Here is a 16,622-nt window from a genome sequence, read left to right on the forward strand (position 1 = left end):
GCCAGTCCGTAAAAATGAATTTTCTGTTTCTGGTGCTTATCTATTTGCCGACAGGAGGAAAATTTTTTCAGTAATAAAAAAGGGCCCGAAGGCCCCTTTATGGAATATGAGCGAGCTTAGGCTTGGGTACCATTGATGATGGCGCGGGCCATCTCATCTGCTACTTCAGCCGTGGTGCGGTTTTGCTCATCGGCCTGCTTGAAGATGGACAACAGGGTGTTGTAGATCTCTTCAACCTTGGCGGTAGACTTGGTGGCATCATAGTCTTTTTCGAAAGACACGTTGATGATACCACCGGCGTTGATCACATAGTCTGGGGCATAGAGGATGCCCATCTGCTTGAGCTGCTCACCATGGCGTGGCTCGGCCAACTGGTTGTTGGCGCAGCCTGCGACTATGCTCGCTTTCAGCTGTGGCAGTGTGGTGTCGTTAAGTGTGGCGCCCAGGGCGCAAGGGGCATAGACATCGACGTCCAGAGCATAGATGTCCTGAGGGGCAACCACCACGGCGCCAAAGTCGGTGGCGACCTTGTCCAGTGATGCTTGATGAATATCGGTTACAAACAGCTCGGCGCCTTCTTCATGCAGGTGCTTGCACAGATAATAGCCCACATGGCCTACACCCTGAACGGCTACCTTGAGGCCTTTTAGGCTATCTTTGTCCAGCTTGTGTTTAACGGCAGCCTTGATACCCAGGTAAGTTCCCATGGCGGTAAAAGGAGAGGGATCGCCGCTCATTCCTTCCAGGCCAAGCACATAAGGGGTTTCATCATGGGCAATCATGATGTCGGCAGGGGTGGTACCCACATCTTCGGCCGAGTAGTAGCGGCCGCCCAGGCTGTGAACAAAACGGCCAAAGGCGCGGAACAGCTGCTCACGATTCTCTGTCTTGGGATCGGCTATGATCACCGACTTACCGCCACCCATGGCCAGACCGGCCAGCGCGTTCTTGTAAGTCATACCGCGGGAGAGGCGCAACACGTCAGTGAGAGCTTCATCATCTGATTGATAGTTCCACATACGGCAACCGCCTACGGCAGGGCCCAAGTTGGTGTTGTGGATGGCGATGATGGCGCGCAGGCCACTTTCCTTGTCATGACAGAATACTACCTGTTCATGTTCGTCGAATGATACATGATTAAATACAGCCACGTCTGTTCTCCGCTGTGCTTATTGGGGCGGCGCTTAGCGGCCGCCGACCGCTTGTTATATTTATTGCAGAACCATAGCATTTAGCGATACTCTCAACAAAGCTGATGAGCAGAATATTTGTGATCTATCTGGCAATTTTGCTTTCCACCTTACGTTAACGTAAAGCTGGTTGAAAACTGAAGTCAGCCACCCATAGTCGTCTCATTATGGGGTGGTACTGAAAAAGCCGGCCAGAGGCTTAGTTGAACAGATACAGAATATAAAAACACAATAAAAACAAACAAGAAGAAAGGAAAGTTTATGACTGAACAGACAAGTACACCGCCCAACGCCGAACAGCAGGAAGCCTTGCGCCAGGCTTGGGTGCGTGAACAGTTCCAGAAAGCCAATAAATTTCTTGCAGAGAAAGGGGTGATCCCCAGCAAAGTGGTACCGGCGGAAAGCCGTTATCTGGCGCCTTATGTAGCCATGTGGAAAATCGAATCCAAACAGCCCAGCCACAAGACCTATTGGGTGATGTCCGGTGACTTGCCTTCTGACTATGTTGATGTCAGCGTAGCAGCCACTGCTCGCGAAGCCTTGCGTCACTTTTCGCTGACCTGGCAGCTCAAGGCCGAGAACTTGGTGCAATCTGGGGCGACCAAAGACCCTACCCAGGCCAAGTTCGCCCAGTTGCTGGTTTCCAGAGCCGAGAGCCTATACAAGATCCAGGAAGACGATAAACTCTGGGGCTGATAACCCTAGAGCAAACAAAAAAAGCAGCCGTAGGCTGCTTTTTTAGTGTCTGTGCAGTGTCTGGCCAAGCCAAGTGAGAGTCTGAATAAGGGTTCTCAAACCTCGGCTTTAGCAGTAGGGTAGTCGGCTCATTCCTCGTCACTGAGATAGCAATAACCCTTTTCCAAAAGTTCGCACAGCAGCAATGCCACGGCATCATCCTGAAGCAGTGACTCAAGATCTTCGCCGCTGATGCTGGTGTGATTGGCAATAAGCTGCGCCTGCTTTTCACTGCCTTGCGGCAATTCAAAAGCTTCACCATTGATGAACAGTCGGCAGTTGGGATCGTCTTCCAGCATGAGAATTTTAAGCCCACCTATGCGCTTGAATACAGCGCCTTCGGCCGCGGCTTCAATGAGTTCCTCGGTACTCATAGGCTCACCCTGGCAAATATCCAGTTCAAAGCGGTTCTGACTCAGCAACTTGCCAAGCACGCCCTGATAATAGTCAGGGTTTTCAGTCAGCTCTTTCAGCAGCGCCATCATCCCCTGTTGCTGGCTCTTGGCGATCAGCGCAGGTTGCCCGGCTTCTTCACTCGAAGTGAAGCGTTTGTGGCCGAGATCCTGATCAAGCATAAAGTCGGCCATTTCGCTGATAAGTTCTTGCTGACTCGGTGCCCGGAAGCCTATTGAGTAGGACAGTGCCAGGGTCAGGGTTTCGCCCCTGTGGGGGAAACCGGGCGGAATATACAGCATGTCGCCGGGCTCCAGCACTGTATCTATGATGGGCTCAAAGTCTTCAATCAAAGGGGTATTGGGATTGTTGCCACGCTTGGCGTATTGACCCTTGGCACCCACTGTCCAGCGCCTGCGCCCCTCGCCTTGAATGATAAAGACATCATAGTTGTCGATATGGGGGCCGACACCGCCACCCGGCGTGGCAAAGGACACCATTAGGTCATCAAAGCGCCAGTCCGGCAGGAAACGGAAGGCTTCCACCAGACCCTGTGAGTCCGGATACCAGTGGTTGACGGCCTGTACCAGCAGTTGCCAGTTTTCTTCACCGAACTTGTCATAGTCTTCAAATGGGCCTGAGATCACTTCCCAGTCCTGCCCCCTGGTGATTACCACCCGTGAGGAAATCTCCTCTTCACAGGCGAGGCCCGCCAGCTCATCGGCGGCGATAGGATCGACAAAGTCCTTGAAGGCTTGTCTGATCACCTTGGGTTGTTGCTGCCACACCTCTTTAACAAAGGCATTGCTGTCCAGAGTCAGCTGGTAAGTGTTCGTCATCTGTTATCCAATCCATAAACTGTTTCAATGGCCAGTCAGTTATCCCGCTTGCAACGGCATAAACCTCGGGGAGAAAAAAGGCGGTACTGGAAACCAGTACCGCCCGTGACAGCCAAGAGGCTATCAGTTCAAATCATCGACAAAGGCTTCGGCGCGGCCTATGTAGTTGGCCGGCGTCAGTTGCTTGAGTTCGTGTTTCACGTTCTCAGGCAGCTCCAGACCGTCGATAAAGGCTGCCAGCTGCTGACCATCGATACGCTTGCCACGGGTCAGCTCCTTGAGCTTCTCGTAAGGCTTTTCGATGCCATAGCGGCGCATGACTGTCTGTACCGGCTCGGCCAGCACTTCCCAGTTGTGATCCAGTTCATCGCGTAGGTGCGCCTCGTTGACTTCCAGCTTACTGACACCCTTGAGTGTGGCCTGGTAGGCGATCAGCGAGTGGGCGATACCCACACCCAGGTTACGCAGTACTGTGGAGTCGGTCAGATCGCGCTGCCAGCGGGAAACCGGCAGTTTACTGGCCAGATGCTGCATCAGGGCGTTGGCTATGCCCAGGTTACCTTCCGAGTTTTCAAAGTCGATAGGGTTAACCTTGTGCGGCATGGTGGATGAGCCGATTTCACCGGCCACAGTCTTCTGCTTGAAGTGACCCAGGGCGATATAACCCCAGATATCACGGTCAAAATCAATCAGCACGGTATTGAAACGGGCCACGGCATCGAACAGCTCGGCAATATAGTCGTGCGGTTCAATCTGAGTGGTGTAGGGGTTCCAGTTCAGCCCCAGGCTGGTGACAAAGCGCTGTGACAGCTCATGCCAGTTAACTTCTGGGTAGGCCGACAGGTGGGCGTTGTAGTTACCCACGGCGCCGTTGATCTTACCCATGATCTCAACCGCTTCAATTTGTTTGAGTTGGCGTTCGAGACGTACGGCAACGTTGGCCATCTCTTTACCCAGAGTCGAAGGCGAGGCGGGTTGGCCATGAGTACGGGACATCAGAGGCACAGTCTTGTAACGTCTGGCCAGCTCTTTAACGGCATCGACCAGCTTCTGGCAGTATGGCAGCAGTACCTGTTCACGGGCTTCGGTCAGCATCAGGCCGTGGGACAGGTTGTTGATGTCCTCACTGGTGCAGGCAAAGTGCACGAACTCGCCTATGGCGGCCAGCTCGGCATTGTCGGCGATTTTTTCCTTGATGAAGTATTCCACCGCCTTAACGTCATGGTTGGTGGTGGCTTCGATGGTTTTGACTCTCAGGGCATCGGCTTCGCTGAAGTTATCGCGAATATTGTCCAGCAATGCCAGAGCTTCTTCACTGAAGGGGGGGACTTCTTCGATTTCAGGGCAGCTGGAAAGCAGTTTCAGCCAGTTGATTTCGACCTGAACACGATACTTGGTAAGACCGTACTCGCTGAATATCCCCCGAAGTTCGGCGGTTTTACTACCATAACGCCCGTCTACCGGTGAGATAGCAGTCAGTGCGGAAAGATCCATTATAAGCTCCTTGATGAACTTGGCTTTATTATAGGGTGAGGCTTTTTTTAGCTGTATCGACGATCGCCTTGCGGGCAAACACCAGATGTCTGCGTTTGCCGCCGAGTTGACGCCAGAGTACGGCACTGCGCATTGCTGCCAGCAACAAGGCGCGTATTTTATGTTGGACCAGTGGCCGCTGCAGTATGTTGGGGTTGCCCGAAATCTGGATCTTGGGCCCCAAATTACTGATGATATCGCTGTAGATGCTGGCCAGGTTGGCGATAACCTGCTCGTCGGTTATCGCAAAGTGGCTCAATTGGCGATGCACCTGATTGATGCGCTCAGACAGCATCCCCAGAGCCGCCTGGTTGCGGCTCAGTTTACGCTCCAGCGCCAGAATTCCGACCAGATAGCGGGTGATTTCCACATCTTTCTGGGCGCTGTCACCCAGTTGGTTGATAATCCACTTGTAGCCGTTGGCCAGCACAACTTTGTCGGGATAGATCTCATCGATATTCTCGGGATCTGTCACCATGATGCCATCGAGTGCCGCAGCCAACTGCTGCGGATCGCTTTCCCCGTGGCGGGCTATGTATTGCACCTGGGCGATAGCCTGCAATATGCCGGCAAATGCCATAGTGCGGTCATGCAATTGCTCGCTCAATGATTACTCCCTAATCAGGGTTTCTATGATGCCGCCACCCAGGCAGACTTCACCGTCGTAGAATACTGCCGACTGCCCTGGCGTGACTGCCGCCACAGGTTCGTCGAAGATCACTCTCAGTTCATCGTCACCCTGGACATAAACAGTGCAGGGGATATCCTGCTGGCGATAACGGGTCTTGACCGTGATCTTGGCGCCATCGGCCGGGCCTTGTCTGTCTACCCAGTGCAGCTGCCTGGCCGTGAGGCCAACCGACATGAGTCTCGGATGCTGGCCGCCTTGGGCGACAACCAATACATTACGTTTCAGATCTTTGTCGACCACATACCAGGGATTGTCGTTACTGTTTTTCATGCCGCCAATTCCAAGGCCCTTGCGCTGGCCCAGAGTGTGGTACATCAGCCCTTGATGCTCGCCTATCACTTCACCGTCGACACTCTCGATTTTGCCCGGTTGCGCGGGCAGATAAGTGCCAAGGAATTCAGTAAACTTGCGCTCACCGATAAAACAGATACCTGTGCTGTCTTTCTTGTTGAAGGTGACCAGCCCTTGCTCTTCGGCGATGCGGCGAACTTCGGGTTTTTCCAGTTCACCTACAGGGAACAGGCTGCGAGCCACCTGTTGGTGACTCAAGGTGTAGAGGAAGTAGCTCTGATCCTTGTTGCCATCTATGCCGCGAAGCAGCTGGGTTTTACCGTCGGTATCACGGCGGCGCACATAGTGGCCCATGGCGATATAGTCGGCATCGAGAATGTCATCGGCAAACTCAAGGAAGGCTTTGAACTTGATCTCCTTGTTGCACATGATGTCCGGGTTAGGCGTGCGTCCCGCCTTGTACTCGGCCAGAAAATACTCGAACACATTGTCCCAGTATTCGGCGGCAAAGTTGACCGTGTGCAACTTGATGCCCAGCTTGTCACAGACAGCCTGGGCATCTTTTAAATCTTCGGCGGCAGAGCAATATTCGTCGGTGTCATCTTCTTCCCAGTTCTTCATGAACAGGCCTTCTACCTGATAGCCCTGCTGGAGCAGCAGATAGGCTGAAACAGATGAGTCGACACCGCCGGACATGCCGACAATGACTTTTTTTCCTGATGCATTGGGAGTGTTAGCTGTCATAGATCCTAAAACCGTTGAATTCATTCATGAACGCCCGAAAAGAGAACTGCTGCTTGTGCCCGGTTGTGGCAGGCCGTTATTGGCGCGACGCTGGGGTGGACAAACAGCCATAAGGCGCTCAGTTTCTGCGGGGGCGTATTCTATCACGCCTTGGTGCCCAGAGCTAATCACAACAGCGCGCTATTGAGCAAAGATAACGGCAGCCGTTGTCCCTGCAAATAGCTCTCCAGTGTGGCGCTGACCAAGGGGCTGCGAAGCTTAGGTCCCAAGGCCGTGATTTCATCCATGCTCAACCAATGGGCGGCCTTGATGGCGACGTCCAACGGCTTGGCATTCTGACACTTGACCAGGCGAGCACAGAAGGTAAAACGTAAAAAGGCCAGCTCCTTGGAAGCGCTGAACTGATCTATACGCACTAGGGCTTCAGGGGTGACTGTCAGGCCGGTTTCTTCGAGCACCTCGCGGCGACAGGCGTCGATAAGGCTTTCATTTGCTTCCAGGTGACCGGCTGGTTGGTTAAATTTCTGTTGGCCGTCAATCAACTCCTCGACCAGCAAAAAACGCTTCTCTGCCTCAATAATGCAGGCCACTGTTACATTGGGGCGATAACGTTCAGTCATGGAGAAGCTCCTTAATCGTCGCCTCAGAAAGAGTACGATATTCACCGGGCTGCAGGCATTGCCCTTGCTCGGTATCCAGGCTGAGATCGCCTATGGCATAACGTATCAATCTTAAAGTGGGAAACCCGACATGGGCTGTCATCCTTCGTACCTGACGATTGCGCCCTTCGCGGATACAGATCTCCAGCCAAGTGGTGGGGATATTGCGCCGCTCACGAATGGGCGGATTACGTGGCCACAAAGATTCGGGTTGTTGCAGTAGCCGGACTTTTGCAGGCAGGGTGGGGCCATCTTTCAACTCAATTCCCTCACGTAAGGCTTGAATCGCGGTGTCATCGACATCGCCTTCCACCTGTACCCAGTAGGTCTTGAAGGTGTGCTTGTTGGGTTGGGTCAGCTTGGCCTGCAACTGACCGTTATTGGTGAGCAGTAACAGACCCTCGCTGTCTCTGTCCAGGCGGCCGGCGGCATAGATACCGGCGATGGGCAGTAGATCTTTGAGCGTGCGTCGTCCGCCTTCATCGGTAAACTGGCATAACACATCGAAGGGTTTGTTGAGCAGCACCACCTGGGTTTCTGCAACCGAGAGTGGTGGTACCTTTGACCGGGGTTTTTGATGACCAGGGCGCTTTTTCAGGCCCAGTCTCTTGTTATTGGGGCTCTTGTTATTAGGACTCTTGCTACTGGGACTCTTGCTGTTGGGGCTTGGTTTGGTGGAGCGCTGACTCTTCTCTCGGCCAAATTCTTTACCGTCAGGGCTCTTGGGGTTACTGGGCTGGCGTTTGGGTTTACGTCTTGGTTGGGAGGCTGGCGAATTCATTGAGATATCCTGGCTGCTTGAGCCGCGTGCTCTGACCATTTGGGAGTGATATGCCTGAGTGTAACACCTATGTCCGGTTTGGCGGCGACACGGGTTTGTGACTTTTGGCAGAGTGTACCTGCCACTCGCCTATAGTGGAATTTGAATCTTGGCCGGAATGCTCTATGATGTTCGCCAAATTGTGATCTACAACCAATTTTTACGCCCATAACAAGATAGACATAGATTACCGACGGTAGAGGTATCCAGGGCGAAAGAGGCAAGGAAATTAAAGAATAACAACACTTATAACAACTCATTTTTATAAAAAGCGTAGGACTGAAAATGACTGATAAAACCCCCACTATCATCTATACGCAGACAGATGAAGCGCCGGCTCTGGCGACCTTATCTCTACTGCCTATCATCAAAACCTTTACTCAGGCAGCCGGCATCAATGTCGAAACCCGTGATATTTCTCTCTCCGGCCGTGTGATTGCAGCCTTCCCCGAGCGTCTGACCGAAGCGCAGCGTATCGGCGATCACCTGGCTGAGCTTGGTGAGCTGGCAACCCAGCCCGAAGCCAATATTATCAAACTGCCCAATATCAGTGCGTCCATTCCTCAGCTGCAGGCTTGTATCAAAGAGCTGCAGGCCAAGGGCTATGATCTGCCTGATTATCCGGCCGAAGCCAAAACCGATGAAGAACGGGAAATCAAGGCCCGTTATGACAAGATCAAGGGCAGTGCGGTAAACCCTGTGCTGCGTGAAGGGAACTCAGATCGCCGCGCCCCGACTTCGGTCAAGAACTATGCCCGTAAGCACCCGCATTCAATGGGTGCCTGGAGCAAGGACTCCAAATCTCATGTGGCCCACATGCAACAAGGGGATTTCTACGGCAGCGAGCAGTCCGTTACCCTCAAAGAGGCCGATACTGTCAGCATAGTGCTGGAACAAAATGATGGCGGCCAACTGGTGCTCAAGCAAGGGCTTAAGTTGCTGGCCGGTGAAATCATAGATGCGGCCGTTATGAGCAAGCGTGAACTGACCGCCTTCTTCGAGCGCGAAATTGAAGCGGCCCGCAAGGAAGATGTACTGCTGTCACTGCACCTGAAAGCCACCATGATGAAAGTGTCCGATCCGATTATGTTCGGCCATGCGGTGAAGGTGTTCTACAAAGATGTATTTGCCAAACACGGTGAAACTTTGCGTGAGCTGGGTGTGGACGTCAACAATGGTCTGGGTGATGTTTATGCCAAGATAGCCAAGTTGCCGGCCGAGCAGAAAGCGGCCATTGAAGCCGATATCGCCGCCGTCTACCAGAGCCGCCCTGAGCTGGCGATGGTGAACTCAGACAAGGGCATCACCAACCTTCACGTGCCAAGCGATGTGATTATCGATGCTTCCATGCCGGCGGCTATCCGCTCCAGCGGCCAGATGTGGGGCCCGGATGGCCAGCTGAAAGATACCAAGGCGCTGATCCCGGATCGTTGCTATGCCGGTGTTTACCAGGAAACCATCAGTTTCTGTAAGGAACATGGCGCCTTCGACCCTGCAACCATGGGCAGCGTGCCAAACGTGGGTCTGATGGCACAGAAGGCCGAAGAGTACGGCAGCCATGACAAGACCTTTGAAATCCCTGCGGCCGGTACGGTTAAAGTACTGGACAAGGATGGCAATCTGCTTATGTCCCATGCCGTTGAAGCCGGTGATATCTGGCGCATGTGCCAGGTAAAAGACGCACCTATCCGTGACTGGGTCAAGCTGGCCGTACGCCGTGCAAGACTGACCAACACCCCGGCGGTATTCTGGCTGGATGAAAACCGTGCCCACGATGCCCAAGTGATTGCCAAAGTGAAGGCCTACCTGCCTGAGCACGATACCGATGGGCTTGAGCTGCACATCATGTCACCTGAAAAGGCGGCCCGTTTCTCCCTTGAGCGTATTAAAGCCGGTAAGGACACGATTTCGGTAACAGGCAACGTGCTGCGTGACTACCTTACCGACTTGTTCCCTATCCTTGAGTTGGGTACCAGTGCCAAGATGCTGTCAATCGTCCCGCTGATGAACGGTGGCGGTCTGTTCGAAACGGGTGCCGGTGGCAGTGCGCCCAAGCATGTACAGCAGTTTGAAGAGGAAAACCACCTGCGTTGGGATTCTCTGGGCGAGTTCCTGGCGTTGGGAGCCTCACTCGAGCACCTAAGCCAGACGACAGCCAATGCCAAGGCACAGGTGATGGCTGATTGCCTGGATCAGGCGATAGGGCAGTTCCTGGATAACAACAAGTCACCATCCCGTAAGGTGGGGCAGCTGGATAACCGCGGCAGTCACTACTTCCTGGCACAGTACTGGGCCAGCGCGCTGGCCAAGCAGGACAAGGATGCCGAGCTGAAAGCTTATTTTGCACCTCTGGCCGAAGGCCTGGTGGCTGCCGAAGAGCAGATAGTGGCGGAACTCAATGGTGCCCAGGGGGGTGCCGTTGAACTGGGTGGTTACTATAAGCTGGATCCTGTTAAAGCCGAGCAGGCTATGCGCCCAAGTGCCAGCCTGAATCGTCTTCTGAGCGCTTGATACTGAAAGCTGAATGAGGAAGCTCTCCCTCATTCAATTGCCAAACAGGCATTAAAAAGGCGGGGATAACCCCGCCTTTTTTCATCTCTGTTCACCCGGTTATTTAACTGGAGAGATAGCCGAGGCATGCATACCTTTTGGGCCCTTCTCAACTTGAAATTCAACAGGTTGGCCTGCTTTTAGAGTTCTGTAGCCTTCCATTTCAATGGTTGAATAGTGCGCAAAAACATCCTCACCACCTTCATCAGGGCAGATAAACCCGAATCCTTTGGCGTTGTTGAACCATTTAACAGTTCCGCTTGCCATACTTCCACTTCCTTCTATTGTCTGCTTCCCAGTAAGATAGTAAAACTTTTGAGCGCTTTAGCAGGCGCTCAGATAACAGAATGTAAGCAGTGTTGCTGGATGTCAAGCTTAAATTAACAAAAAAACAACATTGTATTTGTTGCTGTGCGTATACGGTTTTGCCATGGTGGCACTTTATCGGTAATGCCTACCTGGAACACCTTAGGCTTATTCTCGGCGTATACGTTTTAACCGATTGAAAAATAAGCATGAGTTAGAAACGCCTTAGACAAGCGCCGCCGCGCCAGAGTATAGTGTGACAAAGGGCAATACCGCCCAGGGCCCGCCAAACGGTACTTTGAGACATGGCCGGGCATAGTGTTGGTAGAAGCCAAGTTGAGAGGCTAATATTGAATCATGGGTAAGACTGGACAGATAGAACGTGTGGAGGAAGGGGTTGAGCAGGAACTGCAACCACCTCCAATGTATAAAGTGATTCTGAACAACGATGACTATACCCCAATGGACTTTGTTGTGGAGGTACTGCAGCTGTTCTTTCGCAAGAATGAACAGGAAGCCACAGACATTATGTTGACCATACATCATCAGGGAAAAGCGGTTTGCGGCGTTTACCCGTTCGGGATAGCCGAAACCAAAGTGGTTCAGGTGAATCAGTTTGCAAGACAAAACCAACATCCGTTACTGTGTTCGTTAGAGGAAGCTTAACCAGCCTGTCTCTGTAGTTTTTTAGGGGGTGCGTATGCTGAACAAAGATCTTGAAGTGACCTTGAACCTGGCATTCCAACAAGCCAGAGATGCCCGTCACGAATATATGACGGTTGAGCACCTACTGCTGGCGCTGACCGATAACCCCGCCGCAAGGGATGCCTTGCTCGCCTGTGGCGCCAATATCGACCGACTCAAGGAGGAGGTCGCCAACTTTATTACCCAGACCACACCCATTATCAGCGATCCCGATGATGAACGTGAGACTCAGCCGACACTGGGTTTCCAGCGGGTGCTGCAACGGGCAGTGTTTCATGTGCAGTCGTCAGGCCGCAATGAGGTGACCGGCGCCAACGTGCTGGTAGCCATTTTCAGTGAGCAGGAGTCCCAGGCGGTTTATCTGCTGCGTCGTTACGATATTACCCGCCTGGATGTGGTGAATTATATTTCTCACGGCTTTGCCAAGAACGATGAGGCCGATGCTCCGGGGTCGCAGGAAAGCCTGGAAGATCAATCCGAAGCCACAGAAGAGCGCAGCATGCTGGCTCAGTTTGCCAGTAATCTCAATGAGATGGCCAAGCAGGGCAAGATAGATCCGCTTATCGGCCGCGATAACGAAATTGAACGCTCGATTCAAATTCTTTGCCGTCGCCGCAAGAATAACCCGCTGCTGGTGGGCGAGGCCGGCGTCGGAAAGACCGCCATCGCCGAAGGTTTGGCCTATCGGATAGTCAATGAGTCTGTGCCTGAGGTGATAAGCGAAGCGACCGTCTACTCTCTGGATCTCGGTGCGCTGTTGGCCGGCACCAAGTATCGCGGCGACTTCGAGAAACGCTTCAAGAGCCTGCTCAAAGAGTTAACAGCGGATCAGAATGCGATTCTGTTCATCGATGAAATCCACACCATTATCGGTGCCGGCGCGGCATCCGGTGGGGTGATGGATGCATCCAACCTGCTCAAGCCCTTGCTCTCCAGCGGTAATCTGCGCTGTATGGGCTCCACTACTTTTCAGGAATATCAAAGTATTTTTGAGAAGGATAGGGCACTGGCGCGGCGCTTCCAGAAGGTGGACATTCACGAGCCTTCGGTGGCCGAAACCACCAAGATACTTCAGGGGCTCAAGAGCCGTTACGAAGAACATCATGGGGTGCGTTATACCCTGGCGGCCTTGGCCAGCGCTGCCAGCCTGTCGGATAAGCATATCAACGACAGACATCTGCCGGACAAGGCCATCGATGTGATCGACGAAGCGGGGGCGCGGATGGCGATGATGCCTCAGAGCAAACGCAAGAAAACCGTGGGTCAGAGCGAGATTGAAACCATCATCGCCAAGATGGCCAGGATCCCGGAAAAAACAGTGACTTCTTCCGAGAAGGACTTGCTGAAAAACCTGGAACGCAACCTGAAGATGGTGGTGTTCGGTCAGGACAAGGCGATAGAGAGTCTCAGCGCGGCGATTCGGCTGGCACGCAGTGGTCTTGGCAATGAAAATAAACCTGTGGGGAGCTTCCTGTTTGCCGGCCCAACCGGGGTGGGTAAGACAGAGGTGACCAACCAGTTGGCGGCTTGCCTCGGGCTCAAGCTTATCCGCTTCGATATGTCCGAATATATGGAAAGCCATACTGTGTCGCGTTTGATTGGCGCACCTCCGGGTTATGTCGGCTACGATCAGGGTGGTCTGCTGACCGATGCCGTGATCAAGACGCCTCACTGTGTGGTGCTGCTCGATGAAATCGAAAAGGCGCATCCGGATATCTATAACCTGCTGCTGCAGGTAATGGATCACGGTACTTTGACCGATAACAATGGGCGCAAGGCGGATTTCCGCAACGTGACCCTGGTGATGACCACCAACGCCGGGGTGCAGGAAACTGTGCGTAAGTCCATTGGCTTCAAACAGCAGGATCACAGCCAGGATGCGATGTCGGAGATCAATAAGGTGTTCTCGCCCGAGTTTCGCAACCGACTCGACTCCATTATCTGGTTCAACCATCTGGATATGACCATTATCGCCAAGGTGGTGGACAAGTTCCTGGTCGAGCTGCAGGCACAGTTGGATCAGAAAGGGGTGACGCTGGAAGTCAGTGATGAAGCCAGAACCTTGCTGGCCGAGAAGGGTTACGACAAGACCATGGGGGCCAGACCTATGGCCAGAGTGGTCAAGGATCTGCTGAAACGGCCGCTGGCCGATGAAATCCTGTTTGGTAAACTTGAGTCCGGTGGCATCGCCCATGTGGATGTCAAAGATGGCGAACTGGAAATCAACACGGAAGCGCCGGAGAAGATCTCCTGAGAAGCTAAGTCGAAACAAAAAAATGGCTGCCACTGGCAGCCATTTTTATTCTGAATCCTGACCCTTATCCGACACATTGATGCCTGGATAGACAACGGCAGGCCAGGTGCGCCTGCTGCGCAGTGGGTCGCCCCCATGGGCTCACCAGCAAAAAAACCGGCACAGCCGGCTTTTGAGAAATAACTGGGATCTTAGCGTGAGCGGAAGACGATGCGGCCTTTGCTCAAGTCGTATGGAGTCAGCTGCACAGTGACCTTGTCACCGGTCAGGATTCGGATGTAGTTTTTACGCATTTTACCGGAAATGTGAGCAGTCACAACGTGACCATTTTCCAGTTCAACCCGAAACATTGTATTTGGCAAGGTTTCAAGGATAGTCCCTTGCATCTCAATGTTGTCTTCTTTCGCCATTAATCAGTTATCCCGTTAGCCTCGAATGTAAAAAACCGCCGTATCATGCCGCAAATTACAGCGGCTGTAAAGGGGAGGCCTCAGTGATTGTCGCTTTTCTGCCAGCCCTGAACGCCGAGGATCTCATAGGGGCGGTAGAGTCGCTTGTAACCCATTTTGTCGTGGTTATCTATTTGATATCCCAAATAGAGAAACGATTTCGACATCAATTTGCCCAGGCGGCATTGCAGCAGTACCAGCAAGATCCCGAGGGAGCGGTCGCTGTAGTCCGGGTCGAAGTAGCTGTAGATGGCTGACAGGCTCTGGGGCAGGAGATCTGTCACCGCCACGGCAACCAGTCGCTGACCATGCCAAAGTTCGATAAACACCGGGCTGAGCCACTCACAGGCGAGAAAATGACGGTACTGCTCTTCGCTAGGAGGATACATGGGGCCGTCACTGTGGCGGGCACAGATATAACGCTCATAGAGGGGATAGTGAGCCGGGGTTTCCTCGGTAACTATTCGAAAGTGCAGGTCACGGTTTTTGGCCAGGGTGCGTTTTTGTCTTTTGGACAGGCGAAATTCATCCAGGGGAACTCGGATGGGCTGACAAGCGTTGCAGTGGGGGCAACGGGGCTTGTAGATGGCGCTGCCACTGCGGCGAAACCCCAGTGCCAACAGGCGCTCAAACAGTGACAAGTCCAGCTCATCTTCCTGGATCACCAATAACTGCTCCTGTTGTCCGCTCAGGTAGCTGCAGGCAAAGGGTTGGCTGAGGCCTATGGCAATGGCATGGTTATCAGAGTTCAAGTTTGACCTCGTCGGTTTGCCAGCAATCCCTGGCAAGACTACCGTCCCTGAATTGTTTCAAGAGTGCGAGAAAATCTTTACGCTTTAAACTTTTGGCTCCGAGGCTCTCAAGGTGCGGATTCATCACCTGGGCATCGATAAGCCTGAAACCCTGCTTGAGTGCATATTGGTGCAGGGCGATAAAGGCCGCCTTGGAGGCGTTGGTTTTACGGTGGAACATGGACTCGCCACAGAACACCTGACCCACGGCCAGGCCATACAGGCCACCTATCAGGCGACCATTGTCCCAGACCTCGAAGGAGTGGGCATGACCCAGGTGGTGCAGCTCCTGGTAGGCCAGACGGATCTCTCCGGTTATCCAGGTGCCGGGCTGATCTTTTCGCGGCATGGCGCAACCGGCCATCACATCGGCAAAGGCTCGGTCGATGCTGAAAGTCCAATCCTGTTTTTTCAAATACTTGCGTAGACTACGGGAGATATTGATGCAGCCAGGAACAAAGACGGCGCGGGGATCCGGAGACCACCAGAGAATGGGGTCATGGGTATTGAACCAGGGGAAAATGCCCTCGTAATAAGCGTTGAGTAACCGCCTGGGATGCAGGTCGCCGCCAATGGCCAATAGGCCGTTGGGATCCGTCAACGCCAGCTCAGGCGACGGGAAAGGATCCAACTCATGATTTAAGAAAGACAGTAGGTTCACAATTGCGTATGATTCTGCTCAGGGCCTTCTTATAAGTTAGCGGAAAAACAGCTATGTGGAAACTGATACTGAATGCAATGCTGCTGCTCTCATTGTCCCTCGCAGCGGGAACCCATACCCTCTATGCCGGTTATGACAGAAACCAGGCTCAGCCGGTTGAAAAAGTGCTCTACGGCCAGGTGGAGTCGGTACGGAAAATCACCGAGAAACAGCTGATGGAAGACAGAAATCGCGGCTGGAAAACCTTCGGTGGTGCCTTGCTCGGTGGCGTGATTGGTCATCAGTTCGGTGGCGGTAGTGGTCAGGATGTGGCGACTGTACTGGGTGCTCTGCTCGGCGCCGGCATTGGTCATCAATATGGTGACGGCAGTTACTATCGTGAACTCAAGTTGGTGGAGTTGATGATACGTCAGGAAGATGAAACCCAGGTGATGATCATACAGGATGAAGATCCCGGCATGACTTTCAAGGTAGGCGATGAAGTGCGGGTGGTTTATCTGCAGGGTAGCGTCCGGGTCGACCTGGCTATGTGATTTGACTATGTAAGCTTTGAGCCAATAATAGATAAAACAAAGGCGCCTCTCGGCGCCTTTGTTTTGGATGGAGCAATTAAAAACCGCGAGGCAGTTTGTGATTACCGGCTGCCAGTTTTTCACGCCACAGCTCTTTGGGAGTCTTGCCCCCTTGGCTACCGGCTTTGGCAGGCGCAACCTGTTTGGGTTTTGCCTTTGCGGCTGGCTTTGCTGCAGGCTTGGCCGCCTTGGGTTTTTCCTGCTTGGCTTCAGTCTTGGCCGGTTTGGCGCTATCTGCCAACATCTGTTCCAGTTCAGCGAAACGAAGTGATTTACCGCCATCGATTTTGTACCAGCTGCCATTTTGTTCAATGGTCACTGCTTTGCCCTGTTGTTCACTGAGAGCTTGCTGCAGTGTGCTGATAACTTCTTCTTTGGTCAGTTTTGCCATAATCATAACCTGTTTATTTTTAGAGTTACTTGAAGGTTTGCGATAATT

The 16,622-nt window shown here is 53.0% G+C and carries 17 protein-coding genes; 5 read left to right on the forward strand and 12 right to left on the reverse strand.

Features of this window, described 5'->3' with window-relative positions:
• Positions 1-116: 116 nt before the first annotated feature.
• A complete protein-coding gene (locus ACSHSR_RS09295) occupies positions 117-1,151 on the reverse strand; it encodes a Glu/Leu/Phe/Val dehydrogenase dimerization domain-containing protein (RefSeq protein ID WP_208135844.1) in 1,035 nt (344 codons plus the stop codon).
• Positions 1,152-1,451: 300 nt separating this feature from the next.
• Here ACSHSR_RS09295 and ACSHSR_RS09300 point away from each other — a divergent pair, with 300 nt between their 5' ends.
• Positions 1,452-1,886, forward strand: a complete 435-nt coding sequence (locus ACSHSR_RS09300; protein WP_044734627.1) for a DUF4826 family protein — start codon at positions 1,452-1,454, stop codon at positions 1,884-1,886.
• A 128-nt stretch (positions 1,887-2,014) separates the two neighbouring features.
• Here the strand turns inward: ACSHSR_RS09300 and ACSHSR_RS09305 are convergent, their stop codons facing one another.
• From ACSHSR_RS09305 to ACSHSR_RS09330, 6 genes are all read right to left on the reverse strand, one after another.
• On the reverse strand, positions 2,015-3,157 hold the full coding sequence (locus ACSHSR_RS09305) for a ribosomal protein uL16 3-hydroxylase (protein ID WP_071237476.1): 1,143 nt from the start codon (positions 3,155-3,157) through the stop codon (positions 2,015-2,017).
• Between the two features lie 123 nt (positions 3,158-3,280).
• A complete protein-coding gene (purB, locus tag ACSHSR_RS09310; protein WP_025887690.1) occupies positions 3,281-4,651 on the reverse strand; it encodes an adenylosuccinate lyase in 1,371 nt (456 codons plus the stop codon).
• Between the two features lie 28 nt (positions 4,652-4,679).
• On the reverse strand, positions 4,680-5,297 hold the full coding sequence (hflD, locus tag ACSHSR_RS09315; protein WP_028781430.1) for a high frequency lysogenization protein HflD: 618 nt from the start codon (positions 5,295-5,297) through the stop codon (positions 4,680-4,682).
• A gap of 3 nt (positions 5,298-5,300) precedes the next feature.
• A complete protein-coding gene (gene mnmA, locus ACSHSR_RS09320; protein ID WP_028781431.1) occupies positions 5,301-6,416 on the reverse strand; it encodes a tRNA 2-thiouridine(34) synthase MnmA in 1,116 nt (371 codons plus the stop codon).
• A gap of 167 nt (positions 6,417-6,583) precedes the next feature.
• The gene (locus ACSHSR_RS09325; protein WP_144166656.1) at positions 6,584-7,036 is read right to left on the reverse strand and encodes an NUDIX hydrolase; all 453 of its coding nucleotides are present in this window, start codon (positions 7,034-7,036) and stop codon (positions 6,584-6,586) included.
• A complete protein-coding gene (locus tag ACSHSR_RS09330) occupies positions 7,029-7,856 on the reverse strand; it encodes a pseudouridine synthase (protein WP_146507600.1) in 828 nt (275 codons plus the stop codon). The genes ACSHSR_RS09325 and ACSHSR_RS09330 overlap by 8 nt, the downstream gene beginning before the upstream one ends.
• A 324-nt stretch (positions 7,857-8,180) precedes the next feature.
• On the opposite strand from ACSHSR_RS09330, the gene ACSHSR_RS09335 reads away from it, so the two are divergent.
• Positions 8,181-10,406 (forward strand): NADP-dependent isocitrate dehydrogenase, encoded by a 2,226-nt coding sequence (locus ACSHSR_RS09335; RefSeq protein ID WP_071237474.1) that lies wholly within the window; start codon positions 8,181-8,183, stop codon positions 10,404-10,406.
• 99 nt (positions 10,407-10,505) lie between these two features.
• Here the strand turns inward: ACSHSR_RS09335 and cspD are convergent, their stop codons facing one another.
• Positions 10,506-10,712 (reverse strand): cold shock domain-containing protein CspD, encoded by a 207-nt coding sequence (gene cspD / locus ACSHSR_RS09340; RefSeq protein ID WP_025011178.1) that lies wholly within the window; start codon positions 10,710-10,712, stop codon positions 10,506-10,508.
• 396 nt (positions 10,713-11,108) lie between these two features.
• On the opposite strand from cspD, the gene clpS reads away from it, so the two are divergent.
• Both clpS and clpA read left to right on the forward strand, forming a co-directional pair.
• The gene (gene clpS / locus ACSHSR_RS09345) at positions 11,109-11,417 is read left to right on the forward strand and encodes an ATP-dependent Clp protease adapter ClpS (RefSeq protein WP_025011177.1); all 309 of its coding nucleotides are present in this window, start codon (positions 11,109-11,111) and stop codon (positions 11,415-11,417) included.
• A 34-nt stretch (positions 11,418-11,451) separates the two neighbouring features.
• Entirely contained in the window at positions 11,452-13,710 is a 2,259-nt protein-coding gene (gene clpA, locus ACSHSR_RS09350; RefSeq protein ID WP_028781435.1) for an ATP-dependent Clp protease ATP-binding subunit ClpA, read from the forward strand.
• A gap of 191 nt (positions 13,711-13,901) precedes the next feature.
• Here the strand turns inward: clpA and infA are convergent, their stop codons facing one another.
• The 3 genes from infA to aat all read right to left on the reverse strand — a co-directional run bounded on the left by infA (position 13,902) and on the right by aat (position 15,611).
• The gene (gene infA / locus ACSHSR_RS09355) at positions 13,902-14,120 is read right to left on the reverse strand and encodes a translation initiation factor IF-1 (RefSeq protein WP_005500725.1); all 219 of its coding nucleotides are present in this window, start codon (positions 14,118-14,120) and stop codon (positions 13,902-13,904) included.
• Between the two features lie 80 nt (positions 14,121-14,200).
• On the reverse strand, positions 14,201-14,911 hold the full coding sequence (locus ACSHSR_RS09360) for an arginyltransferase (protein WP_025011175.1): 711 nt from the start codon (positions 14,909-14,911) through the stop codon (positions 14,201-14,203).
• Positions 14,901-15,611 (reverse strand): leucyl/phenylalanyl-tRNA--protein transferase, encoded by a 711-nt coding sequence (gene aat, locus ACSHSR_RS09365; protein WP_208135842.1) that lies wholly within the window; start codon positions 15,609-15,611, stop codon positions 14,901-14,903. Before aat ends, ACSHSR_RS09360 begins: the two co-directional genes overlap by 11 nt.
• 53 nt (positions 15,612-15,664) lie before the next feature.
• Between aat and ACSHSR_RS09370 the strand changes: the two genes are divergently transcribed.
• Positions 15,665-16,144, forward strand: a complete 480-nt coding sequence (locus tag ACSHSR_RS09370; protein WP_208135841.1) for an outer membrane lipoprotein — start codon at positions 15,665-15,667, stop codon at positions 16,142-16,144.
• Between the two features lie 76 nt (positions 16,145-16,220).
• Here the strand turns inward: ACSHSR_RS09370 and ACSHSR_RS09375 are convergent, their stop codons facing one another.
• Positions 16,221-16,574 (reverse strand): hypothetical protein, encoded by a 354-nt coding sequence (locus tag ACSHSR_RS09375; protein WP_045283860.1) that lies wholly within the window; start codon positions 16,572-16,574, stop codon positions 16,221-16,223.
• Positions 16,575-16,622 lie beyond the last annotated feature (48 nt).

The sequence above is a fragment of the Shewanella sp. VK101 genome, assembly GCF_056497865.1.